The sequence below is a fragment of the uncultured Streptococcus sp. genome, from assembly GCF_963536705.1.
GTDB lineage: Bacteria > Bacillota > Bacilli > Lactobacillales > Streptococcaceae > Streptococcus.
In genome coordinates this window covers 23,257-36,781 of the sequence record NZ_CAUTAP010000022.1, presented here as the reverse complement: position 1 = coordinate 36,781, position 13,525 = coordinate 23,257, and the positions used below count along the sequence as shown (strand labels likewise).

Here is a 13,525-nt window from a genome sequence, read left to right as displayed (position 1 = left end):
GTGCAAGTACTTCAGCGTCGACGAGTGCCTCAGTTTCAGCAAGCACATCTGCGTCTACCAGCGCATCTGTATCCGCAAGTACTTCAGCGTCGACAAGTGCGTCAGTAAGTGCCAGCACGTCCGCATCCATGAGTGCATCCGTATCTGCAAGTACCTCAGCTTCCACGAGTGCATCCGTGAGCGCAAGTACGTCTGCATCGACGAGCGCATCAGTAAGTGCAAGTACTTCAGCGTCGACAAGTGCGTCAGTGAGTGCAAGCACCTCAGCGTCAACGAGCGCATCTGTATCAGCAAGTACGTCCGCGTCTACTAGCGCGTCTGTGTCCGCAAGTACATCGGCGTCAACAAGTGCGTCAGTAAGTGCAAGTACGTCCGCCTCAACGAGTGCATCTGTGAGTGCAAGTACCTCAGCCTCAACCAGTGCATCCATATCTGCAAGCACGTCTGCGTCAACCAGTGCATCTGTATCCGCAAGTACGTCCGCATCGACAAGTGCGTCAGTGAGCGCAAGTACATCCGCATCGACGAGTGCATCAGTTTCAGCAAGTACGTCAGCCTCAACGAGTGCGTCAGTAAGTGCAAGTACCTCAGCGTCCACGAGTGCGTCAGTGAGTGCAAGTGAGTCTGCTTCAACGAGCGCGTCGGTATCAGCAAGTACATCCGCATCGACGAGCGCATCAGTGAGCGCAAGTACGTCCGCGTCTACCAGCGCATCAGTAAGTGCAAGTACGTCTGTAAGTGCAAGTACGTCGGCTTCAACAAGCGCATCAGTAAGTGCAAGCACGTCCGTTTCAACGAGTGCTTCAGTCAGCGCAAGTACATCCGCATCGACGAGCGCTTCAGTAAGTGCAAGCACCTCAGCGTCAACGAGCGCATCTGTATCTGCAAGTACGTCAGCCTCAACGAGTGTGTCAGTGAGTGCAAGTGAATCTGCTTCAACTAGCTCATCTGCGAAAGCGAGTGAATCTGCTTCCACGAGTGCATCCGTAAGCGCAAGTGCTTCAGCATCGACAAGTGCGTCTGTATCTGCCAGCACGTCCGCATCGACTAGCGCGTCAGTGAGTGCAAGCACCTCGGCCTCAACCAGTGCATCTGTATCTGCAAGTGAATCGGCTTCAACGAGTGCGTCAGTAAGCGCAAGTATGTCCACTTCGACCAGTGCGTCAGTGAGTGCAAGTGAGTCAGCGTCAACGAGTGCATCCGTATCTGCGAGCGAATCCGCTTCAGTAAGTGCATCTGCTTTAGCGTTGGCAAGTATATCCGCTTCAGTAAGTGCTTCAGAATCCGCAAGTACTTCGGCTAGCCTGTCTGGTTCGGAAAGTGCTTCGATTAGCGATTCTCAGTCAATCAGCGAGTCTACCTCACTGAGCACCAGCACCTCAGTCTTGCATAGTCAGCTGGATCTGGTTCATGAGAAGGAATTCTATTCACTTAGCCTTTCTACAAGTGAGTCACTGTCAGCAGCAGTCAGTCTCAGCGAGCTTGCCCGTGTCAGTCAGTCTGTATCGGAAAGCCTGTCTACGAGCCTCTCAGCTAGTCAGAGCACATCCGAAAGTCTGTCCGCTTCAGCAAGACAGTCTGAGCTGGATCTGATTTCCAGAGGTCGTCTGCCTCAGACAGGGGAAACGGAGAGCAAGGCTTCCATCCTGGCTCTGGGCTTAGGAGTATTGGGCTTGGCCTTCAAGCGACGTAAAAAGAAAAGCGACTCTGAGGAGTAGCAGTAAATAGAGCCAATCGGTTTATCTTTTAGTCCGTCGAAAGTTCACTCAATTAGTGAGATGTGGAAGTGATGGACAGAGCAAGTCGTAAGGGAATTAATTTGATGATTTCTGGTGCTTGCTTCCTAAAATCCTAGACTAGGAATTAGTAAAAAGAAACCGAGAGGCAATAGAAACAGGAAGTTTTGACAACTTCCTGTTTTTTTGACAATTTAGTAGAAAAAAAGTGTTCTTTATTCTGCAGGAAAATCCTTGAGAATATAGATTTTTTGGACAATATTTTATATAATATCAAGTATAGAAATGATGTTTTAGAGTTTATGAAATGAAAGAGTAAGGGAAGAAATGAAAACGATTGTTTTGGTTGGGGATCAGGCCTATCAGGAGCAAGTTTCGACTACGATTAAGTCGATTTTATATTACAATAAAAATGTAAAAATCTATGTTTTCAATCAGGGATTGAGTGACGAATGGTTCCGTGATTTTAATGAGCTGGCCGAGCAGCTGGACAGTGAATTAGTCAATATCAGCTTGGACCAAGTGACGATCAGTCCAGAGTGGCTGACTCAGGACCATATCAGCTCAGCTACCTATGCTCGCTATTTTATTCCACAGTTTGTTGCTGAGGGGCGAGTCCTTTATCTGGATAGCGATCTGGTGGTTAATAGAGATTTGCAGCCTTTATTTGATATTTCTCTAGAAGGCAAGCTTGTGGCTGCGGTTGGAGATGCCGGAGGTTATGGCTTTAATGCTGGCGTTCTGCTAATTGATAATCAAGCTTGGAAAGAGAGGCAACTGCAGGAGACCTTTATCAAGGAAACGGACCGCATCATGAGCTTGGTCCAGTCTGGCCAAATGGAGGATTTCAACGGAGATCAGACGGTTTTAAATCATGTGCTGGCTCAGGACTGGCTGCCCTTGGATAAGATTTACAATCTGCAGGTAGGCCATGACTTGGTGGCCTTTTACAGTGGCTGGAATGGTCATTTTGAGCTGGATCAGGAACCTCTGATTATCCACTATACGACCTTTCGCAAGCCTTGGAACTCGGAAGTTAGCTATCGCTACCGCCAGCTTTGGTGGGACTTTCAGGCCTTGAGTCTGGAGGAGATTTTAGCTCATCATCGGGGAGAGTTTGAGATGCCGGACCGTTGGGAGCAGGCCGCTCTGAACTGCATGCTCCTGACAGATGTACAGGAATTAGAGCAGATAAAGTTTTTAGCCCAGTCCCTGCCTAGGGTTGATTTTCACATCGCCTGCTACACAGAGATGGGAGCTTATCTGCGTTCTTTGGATCGCTATGAAAATATCCATCTCTATCCACAGGTTATCCATGCAGTGCTGGATGAGCTCATTGATAAGTGCCAGGTCTATTTGGATATTCACCATGGAAGCGAGCACTATCAGCTGAGCCGTCGTTTCAAGGCGCTTGACAAGCCAGTTCTGGCTTTTGACAATACTAAGAAAAATGAAAACGAAGAGCTGGTCTATCCGCATGAAAATCCACAGGAGATGGTGGAAAAGCTGCGCAGTCTGATGAAAAAAGAGAAGCCTCAAGCCTTTCGAGCTGTGGTGCTGGCGGCTAATGCTGCCTATAGTGAGCAGGTCTTAACCACCATTAAGTCCATCGTCTGCCACAATCGCTTTATCAAGTTTTATGTCATCAACAGTGATTTTCCGACAGAGTGGTTTGTCAGCATACAAAAAAAGCTGGTCAAGCTGGACTGCCAAATTGTCAATGCTCGGGTGTCTGCTTCACTGGTATCAAATTTTAAAACAGATATTAGTTATACTGTTTTCCTGCGCTATTTTGTAGCGGATTTTGTTGAGGAAGACAAGGCTTTGTATTTGGATTGCGATATCGTTGTCACGCGGGATTTAAGCTCCCTATTTGAAACAGAACTTAGAGATGCACCACTTGCTGCTGTCAAGGATCTGGGTGGGCAAGTGTATTTTCATCAGCATATCTTTAATGCTGGGTTCTTATTAATCAATAATGCCCTTTGGAAGCGAGAAAATATTCGCCAACGTTTGATTGAACTGACCAATGAATGGCATGACAAGGTACCGTCTGGTGACCAAAGCATTCTCAATATGCTTTTTGAAAATCGCTGGATGGAGCTGCCTTTTGCTTATAACTGTATTACGCTGCACACGACCTTTTCGGACTATGAACCTGAAAAAGGTCTCTATCCGCCTGTGATTCACTATCTGACCGAGCGAAAGCCTTGGAAAGAGTACACCCAGTCCATCTATCGTGAGGTCTGGTGGTTCTATCAGGGACTGGATTGGTCGGATATGCAGGAGCCAGTCGGAGCCCTGACTCAAAAGATGGTGGAAGGTGAAGATGGCTCAAGCCTGTCCTGCCTAGTCTACACCTACTCTTGTGACCTGATGCATATCAACTATCTGATTCAAGCCCTGCCTGCCTGTCATTTCTACATCGCTGCACCGGTAGTGGTAGCAGAGCCAATCACGCGTCTGCTCCAGTATCCTAATGTCAACGTCAGCTCAGATATTGCTGGTATTCCGGCTCTCTTGGAGTCGCTGGAAGCCAAGTCTCAGCTGCTGCTGGATATCAATGCTGGTGATGAGGTCGGGGATATTATCTCTCGCTTCAAGTCAGCCGGTAAGCCAGTCTTTGCCTTTGACAATACAGCCCATGGCCAGCAGGGGCAGGAAGTCTTTCCAGCCGATAATCCTGAAGTCATGGTGCAGGCTATTGAGAAGCTAAGATTGGCCGAGCCTGAAGAGCGGCAGATTTCTGTCCTTTCTATCGACCAATCACTGAACTATCTCTTGGAGAAGGGGGCTTCAGTGGTTCGCTTTGGAGATGGGGAGATGGATTTGATTGCGGGTCGTGGTATCGTCTATCAGGAATACGATCCAGAGCTGTCAGCACGCTTGAGAGAGATCATGTCTATGGAGAGCGATGAGCGTTTGATGGTCTGTCTGTCTGATGTCTTTACAGGGCTGGAGCGCTATTCCATCGATGCCCAGAATTTTTGGAAAGTTCACTTGTATTATCACTTAGCAGATTATCAAGAGATTTGCCGGGCGCCTTGGTACGGCTCGACCTTTATTTCCCGTCCTTATATCGACTTGGAAGATAAGACGCCGTCTGCAGGCTATTTTGCCAAGCTCAAGCAGTTATGGCAGGACAAGGACCTCTTGATCGTAGAGGGTTTGACTTCTCGCTCTGGTGTGGGCAATGACCTATTTGCCGGAGCTCGGTCTATCAAGCGGATTATCTGTCCTTCGCGCAACGCCTACAGCAAGCTGGAGGCCATCAAGCAGGCTGTCCGAGAGCATGCGGACAATCGTTTGATTTTGACTATGCTGGGTCCGACGGCCAAGGTCTTGGTCTATGATCTGGTTCAGGAAGGTTATCGGGCGCTGGATATTGGACATATTGACTCGGAGTATGAGTGGTTCCAGATGGGGGCTAGCCACAAAGTCAAGCTGTCGCACAAGCATACGGCTGAGCACAACTTTGATCAGGATATTGAGTTTAGAGATGACCAAGCTTATGACAGTCAGATTGTTGCCAATCTGGCTCAGGAATGAAGATTAGAAAAAGAATATGAAAGTTAATATTACCAATCTATACGGTATGTCTGGCCAGAGTACGGCCTTGATTGCCCAGAATGATGTGACCAAGCTAGCCAAGCAGCTGGGCTTCAATGAACTGAGTTTTTATTTTTACGATATATACAGCGACAGCCAGTCTGAGCTCAGTCGGCGTCTGGACGGTATCATGGCTAGTGTGGGCTATGGCGATGTGGTTATCTATCAGTCGCCGACTTGGAACGGTCGGGAGTTTGACAAGGCCTTTATCAGCAAGCTGAAGATTTTGCAGGCCAAGCTGATTACCTTTATCCATGATGTACCGCCACTGATGTTTCCGTCAAACTATTATCTGATGCCGGAGTATATCGATATGTACAATCAGTCAGATGCGGTCATCGTGCCTTCTGAGCAGATGCGGGACAAGCTTCAGGCAGAGGGGCTGACTGTGGACAAGATTTTGATCCAACGCATGTGGGATCATCCCTATGATTTGCCCTTGCACCAGCCTCAGTTTGCGCCTAAGCTGTATTTCGCGGGAAGTGTGGAGCGTTTTCCGCATCTGAGCAACTGGTCTTATGCAACGCCGCTGGAGATTTTTTCGCCTGAGGAAGAATCAAATCCAGATGCCAATGTCAGCTATCGCGGCTGGGTCAGCCGGCCAGAGTTGCTTTTGGAGCTGTCCAAGGGAGGTCTAGGTCTGGTCTGGGGTGTTGAGGAAAATCCAGCAGACGAGCCGGAATACTACGGTCTCAATATCTCTCATAAGTCTGCCACCTATCTGGCAGCTGGGATTCCGGTTATCGTCCCTTCTTACCTGTCCAATGCAGAGCTGATTCGCGAGCGCGGTCTGGGCTTTGTCGTAGACAGTCTGGAAGAGGCCAGTCGGATTGTTGAAAATCTGACTGCAGAGGAATATCAGGCTCTGGTCGAGCGGGTTAGAAAGTTCTCTTTCCTGCTCAAGGAAGGTTATTTTAGCAAAAAAGTCTTAGTAGATGCGGTGATGGAAGTCTTATCTTAGAGCCTTTCCAGTCATCGTCATGAGGAGTCAGTGTGAAGTCATTTTTTAAACCGGTCATTATCAAGAAGTTTCTGTGGACCTTATTTTTCTTATTTATCTATGTCTTGGGAACCAAGCTGACCCTGCCCTTCGTCGATATGAGTAAGGCAGTTGCCATGGACGGAACCTCTACGACCTTGAACTATGCGACAGCCCTGATGGGTGGGAATCTACGCAGTATGTCGCTCTTTTCTGTCGGCCTGTCTCCTTGGATGTCCTCTATGCTGATCTGGCAGATGTTTGCTGTGTCCAAGCGCCTAGGCTTGAGTAAGCTCCCTCTGGAAGTGCAGGAAAGGCGGCGGATGCTGCTGACTTTGGTCATTGCCTTGATACAGTCTGTGGCACTGGTCCTAAACCTGCCTCTGCAAGAAGCAGGTGGGGTGGACATGACTACGATTATCGTCTTAGATACCTTGGTCTTGATGGCTGGGACCTACTTTCTCATTTGGCTGACGGATTTGAATGCTGCCATGGGACTTGGCGGCTCCATCATGATTGTCATGGCCAGCATGATTGCCTACATTCCACAGGATATTTGGAACTCCATCAAGGAGCTGAAGATTTCTTCACTTTGGCTAGCCTTGATGCTGGTTTTCAGTCTAGTCTTTCTCTATCTGGCTGTTACAGTTGAGCGGTCTAAGTACCGAATTCCAGTCAATAAGATCAATATCCATAACCGTTTCAAGAAATACTCTTATCTGGATATTCGTCTGAATCCTGCTGGTGGGATGCCGATTATGTACGCTATGACCTTGGTCAGCATTCCCCAGTATTTCCTTTTGATTATCCACTTTCTCCAGCCGGAAAACCAGTTGATTGAGCAGTGGATAGAAGCGCTGTCTATGGGAAGTCCAGCTTGGTTTATCCTCTATTTGCTGACTATTTTCATCTTGGCACTGGCCTTCGCCTTTATCAATATCAGTGGCGACCAGATTGCTGAGCGGATGCAAAAGAGTGGAGAGTATATTGAAAATGTTTATCCGGGAGGAGCAACCCGCCGGTATATCAATGGTTTGGTAACCTATTTTGCACTAGTGGGAGCTTTCTATCTTATCCTGATTTCTGGCCTGCCTATGATGGTGGTGTTAGTAGATATTAGGTATCTGCGGCTCAGTATGATTCCGGGGATTTTTATGATTTTTATCGGAATGGTCTTTTCTATTAAGGACGAGGTGGAGGCCTTGACGCTGAATGACCGTTATCGTTCATTGTTGTAGGAGAAACTATGTATTACTTTATTCCTTCATGGAGTGGCAGTGGGGATCGGGTTTGGCACCGGGATATTGTCCCTTGGTACCGCTCTATGCAGCGATTGGAGTTTGATGACTCGATTCATCAGATTCGGATTTTTCAAAGTGAAAATTTGCCAGTCCAGCTGCTTTTGCCAGCCTATATGCCGCATGCCCGTTACCTCTTGCATCGGCAGGATATTTTTGAGACGGACTATTACTCGGTCTTTGATGAGATTCAGGGAATCCAGTCTAAAGAAATGCAAGTACTGCAAATCAAGGATCTGGACTGGGAACCAGACTGTGAGTTTGTCTATACGCCCTTTCTAATCATGGTCCGCAGGCAGGGACAGCTCTATGCCCATGTCGAGTTTGGAGTAGAAGGCTTTATCAGCTTCATCAAGTTTTTCAAGGATGACCAGCTGGAGAAGTTTTATATCTTTGATGACCGGGGCTTTGTCTCCAGTATCACCTATTATGAAGATGGTCAGCCCCTTTATCAGGACTACCTGCAGCCGGATGGTGACTGGCGGATTCGTGAGCATCTCAAGCCTGACGACAGTCGGATAGAGGTCAATCCTGCTTACTTACTGGACTTTGATAAGCTGGAGTATGAGCGGATGCCTGACTTGATTTTGGAGAAATTGGGCCACTATATCGAGCGCAATGCAGGAGTAGACAGCCGTTTTGTCCTAGCAACGCATCCCTTATACACTCAAGCCATTTTGCGCTTATTGCCCAAGAATGTTCAAATCATTCTCAGCTTTTTCCACGAGCGCAATCATACAATAGATTGGCCGGCTTTAGAAGCAGATTTGCAGCAGGCGGATTTAGTCTTGACTGATCGTATGGACTTCAAGAAGGCTATTCAGCGCTACCTGCCTAGGCAGGCTCAGAAGGTGCATTACCTATCGCCTTTTGATACTCGTCTGCAGCTGGGAAAGAGCCAACGCCGCCGCGAATCCAAGATTTTTTATCAGATTAATCTGGAAGAGGGGCTTAATGACTATGCCGTTTTCAAGGTTCTCCACTATGTGGCCAAGCATCCGGATACGGAGCTGACTATCGGTGTTTACAATGCTTGGCAGGAAGGAATCCAAAAGGTGGAGACCAAGGTGCAGGAGGTTATTGATGAGTATCTGAATCGCTATGAATTTGTCAAGAACTACCGCCGCAGTGAGCAGGCTGAGAATGCCCTGCTGGAAAATCAGGAGCAGGATCTCCGTTTCACCATTAAGAATATCACGGACGAGCTCAGCTTGATTCAGGAGCTGGATGATACACGGTTAATCATTGACCTGAGTGAGCAGCCCAATCTCTATACACAGATTGCTGGGATTTCTGCTGGGATTCCGCAGATCAATCTGGTGGGCTCAGACTATGTGACCCATCTGCAAAATGGCTACATCTTGGACTCTATCTCTGATCTGCCGACTGCTGCAGACTATTACTTGGAAGGTTTGAAAAATTGGAACCAGGCCCTGATTTATTCTATTGAAAAAATCCATCATAATACTGGTCTGGAGCTGATTGGCCGGTGGGAGCAGTGGCTCAAGGAGGCTGAGAATGCAAAATAAGCTGAAAATATTACAGATTGGCTCAAGCGACTGGAGCAAGGAGCTTGCCATTCCGGACAATATGGCCTGGTATTATTTCTTTCCTAACTCCAATCTAGCTATCAAAAAGGTCATGGAGATGGATAAGATTGGCAAGTTTGATGCGATTCTGGTAGACGATTTGCGTCGGATTCCAGATTTGTTTATGATTGAGGCCAAGATTATCCCTTATACAGTTTTCTATGATCAGGAACAGGAAACCCAGGAAGCGGATATTGAGTACTTCCTCAAGCGTCACTGCGCTCAGCCAACGGATATGAGCGATCGAGCTGACCTGCTCCGCAAGCTGTCCAAGGCTCTCTTTTCCGGTCAGTATGGGGACAAGATGACCCCGCTTGATATGGTGGTTAGCCCCGGATTTCGGGGCAAGATTTGCTACAATGGCTATGAAAATCTAGAGCTGGAAGGGGACTTTGGTCAGGACTTTCAGCCAATGCTGTCTTGGAAGTACAATATTATTGCCAATAAGTTCAATCCAGTTGAACTCTGGCTTGAATATGAAAAGTCAGGCAGCTGTGAGCTGCGGCTGCGCCTCTATAATATTCAGGAAGGCTCGACTGCAGATATTGCTCGCGAGACTGTTTTCGCAGAAGAGGATATGCGGGAATCCATGGTTCTGGACAATGACTTTACTTCCTATCTGGGCGTTAGTTTGGAGGCTAGAGGAGAGGGACAGATTCAGGTCGGCGCTCTGCATCAGCGCTTGACCCGCTATGAGTTTGGTAAGTATGTTCTGGGTGGAAAGATTTTTCGTGATAGTCACCGTCAGGAGATTAATTACTTCTTTTATCCGGGAGATTTGAAGCCGCCTTTGGCTGTTTATTTCTCTGGTTACCGTCGGGCGGAAGGCTTCGAGGGCTTCGGTATGATGCGCAGTTTGGGCTGTCCTTTTCTCTTGTTTTCAGATCCGCGCGTGGATGGTGGTATGTTTTATCTGGGTAGCCAAGAGCTGGAGAGCAGTATTCATAAGATTATCCAAGAGCATTTGGACTTTCTGGGCTTTACCGAGCGGGATTTGATCCTATCGGGCATGTCTATGGGGACTTACGGTGCGGTTTATTACGGTTCAGAGTTTCGTCCGCGGGCTATCGTTTTGTCCAAGCCCTTGGGAAATCTAGGCACTATTGCCCAACGTGGTCGTTTACGCCTGCCTAAGGTCTTTCCGACGGCGTTAGATGTCCTTCACCGTCACACAGGTGGCAAAGATCTGGAGCATGTAGAGGAGCTGAATCGCCGCTACTGGCGTAAGTTTGAGAAGGCTGATTTCAGCCGAACGACCTTTGGTATCGCCTACATGAAGGAAGAAGACTATGATCCGACGGCCTATGAGGACCTGGTAGCGGCTCTTCATCTAACCGAAGCTAAGCTGATTAGCAGAGGTGTCCCTGGTCGGCATAATGATGACTCTACTATAGCTATATCTTGGTTTATGAATTATTATCGAATGATATTGGAAAAGGAATTTGGGAGAAAGAAATGAAGATTCAAAAAAGAAAGGGTATATACTGGGGAGAGCTGAGAGGGGTTTCGGCAGCTGGTAAAATGACTGACTTTACCTATCTTTATGGCACTACCCTTATTATTCATTCCCCTTCACATATATTTTTTGAAAATAAACTAATGGCCTCCGGCCAGACCATCCATGAATGGTCTTCCAAATGGAATTATCAGCGAGACCGGCAGGTGCCTGCTCTCCCCTTGCTCAAAAAGGGAGCTCGCTATTGCCTGTCTAGAGATATGACCACCTATCCTGAATCCAGCGTCTTTCTGAAAATCATCTTCTTTGACCGCTATGAGAAAGAAATCAGCAATCAAGTGGAGCGCTCGGAGAGTATGATCTTTACCTATCCAAACGAAGCCTATAGCTATAAGGTTCAACTGCTGAGTGCAGGAGTTGAGTCCTTAGAGTTTCATTGCCTAAACATTGACCAAATCATAGAGGAGTCTGATGATTAAAAATCATTTTCAAATTCAGCGCTTAAAGAAAATCTTAGCCAAAGTCAAGAGCTTTGAGTCAGAAATGGCTGGTCTGACAGACGCTGAGCTGCGGAAGAAAACTCAGGAATTTAAGGAGAGACTGGCCGCAGGTGAGACTTTAGACGACTTGCTGCCGGAGGCTTATGCTGTGGTGCGGGAAGCGGACAAGCGGGTGCTGGGCATGTTTCCCTACGATGTGCAGGTCATGGGGGCGATTGTTCTCCATGAAGGCAATGTCGCTGAGATGGCTACGGGAGAGGGCAAGACTCTGACGGCTACCATGCCGCTCTATCTCAATGCCCTGTCTGGACAAGGAGCTATGCTGGTGACCACCAATACCTATCTGGCTCTGCGGGATGCTCAGGAAATGGGGCAGGTCTATCGTTTTCTTGGGTTGACTATTGAGGCAGCGGTGGTAGCTGATGGGTCTGGAAATTTGACGCCCAAGCAGAAGTGGCTGATTTACCAGGCGGATATTGTCTATACGACCAATAGTGCCTTGGGCTTTGACTATCTGATTGAGAATCTCGCAGAGAATAAGGATAGCCAATACCTTAGTCCTTTCAACTATGTCATCATAGACGAGATTGACTCCATTCTCTTGGATAGCGCTCAGGTACCTTTGGTTATCTCTGGTGCTCCTCGAGTTCAGTCAAACTTCTATGGTATCATGGATACCTTCATTACGACTTTGAAAGAAGACGAGGATTATCACTACGATGACGAGAAAAATGAAGTCTGGCTGACCTCGAAAGGTATTTTAGCAGCGGAGTCTTTTCTTGATTTGGAGCATCTTTTTTCCAAGGAAAATCAAGAGTTGGTCCGCCACCTCAATCTAGCTCTGCGGGCCCACAAGCTCTACAAGAAGGACAAGGACTATGTTGTCCACCAGGGTGACAAAGAAGCTGAAGTCGTACTTTTAGACCGTTCAACGGGCCGTCTACTGGAAATGACCCGGCTTCAGGGAGGCCAGCACCAGGCCATTGAGGCCAAGGAGCATGTCAAGCTGACGGAGGAAACGCGGGCCATGGCTTCCATTACCTATCAGAATCTCTTCCGGCTCTTCCGGAAAATCTCTGGTATGACCGGGACCGGCAAGGTGGTGGAGAGCGAGTTTATGGAAACTTACTCCATGTCTGTCATCAAGATTCCGACCAACCAGCCAGTTATTCGACAGGATTTGCCAGACCAGCTTTATCAGACGCTGCCAGAAAAAGTCTTTGCTTCATTGGACGAGGTCAAGCACTACCATGCCCAGGGCAATCCGCTATTAATTTTTACCGGCTCAGTGGAGATGTCAGAGATTTACTCTTCTCTACTGCTGAGAGAAGGCATCGCCCACAACCTGCTCAATGCTAACAATGCGGCCCGTGAGGCGCAGATTATCGCAGAGTCTGGGCAGAAAGGTGCGGTGACAGTGGCTACATCCATGGCCGGCCGCGGTACGGATATAAAGTTGGGACCAGGTGTCGCAGATTTGGGCGGTCTCGTAGTGATTGGTACTGAGCGGATGGAGAACCAGCGGATTGACCTACAGATTCGCGGCCGTTCAGGCCGCCAAGGTGACCCGGGGATTAGTAAGTTTTTCATCTCGCTAGAGGATGATCTGCTCAGGAAGTGGGGGCCAGACTGGCTCAAAAAGTTCTATAAGGACTACTCTACCGAAGAAGTTCAGGAGCATCCAGTCCAGCTGGGACAGCGCCGTTTCAGACGCTTAGTAGCTAAGGCCCAGAGAGCCAGCGAAAGCAGTGCCAAGATGTCCCGTCGGATGACGCTGGAATATGCCCAGTGTATGAAGATTCAGCGGGAGATTACCTATGCTGAGCGCAATCGTCTGATTCAAGCTGAAGAGCAGATTGATGAAGAAATCAGCCGTGTCCTCAGTCAGGTCATTCATCAGGCGGCCTATGAGCAGTCCTATGAGACGCGGGCAGACCTCTATCGCTTTATTTTAGACCATTTCAGCTATCATGCTGAGCGTATTCCTTATGATTTCGATATTTATTCGCCGGAGAAAATTGCAGAGCTCTTGCAGGATATTGCCGAGCAGGAATTGCAGGCAAAGAAAGCCTATCTCAAGTCTGACAAGCTCTTTACCCATTTTCAGCGGGTGTCCGTTCTCAAGGCTATTGATGAGAACTGGGTCGAGCAGGTGGACTATCTGCAGCAGCTCAAGACAGCCTTGAGCGGTCAGCATTTCTCTATGAAAAATCCTCTGGTAGAATACTACCAAGAGGCTTACGATGGCTTTGAATATATGAAGGAGCGCATGAAACAGCAGATTGTCAAGAATCTTTTGATGAGTGAATTGGCACTCAACCCTAAAGGAGAAGTCATCATGTACTTCCCGTAAGACGA

7 protein-coding genes and 1 pseudogene are annotated in these 13,525 nt (G+C 47.9%); all 8 read left to right on the top strand.

Features of this window, described 5'->3' with window-relative positions:
* Nucleotides 1–1,718: pseudogene (srpA, locus tag RWX26_RS10750) on the top strand (serine-rich repeat glycoprotein adhesin SrpA); the annotation flags it as partial.
* 345 nt (nt 1,719–2,063) lie between these two features.
* Nucleotides 2,064–5,285 (top strand): SP_1767 family glycosyltransferase, encoded by a 3,222-nt coding sequence (locus RWX26_RS10745; RefSeq protein WP_314581629.1) that lies wholly within the window; start codon nt 2,064–2,066, stop codon nt 5,283–5,285.
* A 16-nt stretch (nt 5,286–5,301) separates the two neighbouring features.
* A complete protein-coding gene (locus RWX26_RS10740; protein WP_314581627.1) occupies nt 5,302–6,306 on the top strand; it encodes a sugar transferase in 1,005 nt (334 codons plus the stop codon).
* Nucleotides 6,307–6,338: 32 nt separating this feature from the next.
* Complete coding sequence (secY2, locus tag RWX26_RS10735; RefSeq protein WP_314581622.1) at nt 6,339–7,562, top strand: accessory Sec system protein translocase subunit SecY2; 1,224 nt, start codon at nt 6,339–6,341, stop codon at nt 7,560–7,562.
* A gap of 8 nt (nt 7,563–7,570) precedes the next feature.
* Entirely contained in the window at nt 7,571–9,151 is a 1,581-nt protein-coding gene (asp1, locus tag RWX26_RS10730) for an accessory Sec system protein Asp1 (RefSeq protein WP_011836743.1), read from the top strand.
* Nucleotides 9,141–10,670 (top strand): accessory Sec system protein Asp2, encoded by a 1,530-nt coding sequence (asp2, locus tag RWX26_RS10725; protein WP_011836744.1) that lies wholly within the window; start codon nt 9,141–9,143, stop codon nt 10,668–10,670. Before asp1 ends, asp2 begins: the two co-directional genes overlap by 11 nt.
* Nucleotides 10,667–11,146: an accessory Sec system protein Asp3 gene (gene asp3, locus RWX26_RS10720; RefSeq protein ID WP_002906887.1), complete on the top strand. Its 480-nt coding sequence runs from the start codon at nt 10,667–10,669 to the stop codon at nt 11,144–11,146. The genes asp2 and asp3 overlap by 4 nt, the downstream gene beginning before the upstream one ends.
* Entirely contained in the window at nt 11,139–13,520 is a 2,382-nt protein-coding gene (gene secA2 / locus RWX26_RS10715; RefSeq protein ID WP_314581617.1) for an accessory Sec system translocase SecA2, read from the top strand. The genes asp3 and secA2 overlap by 8 nt, the downstream gene beginning before the upstream one ends.
* Nucleotides 13,521–13,525: the final 5 nt, after the last annotated feature.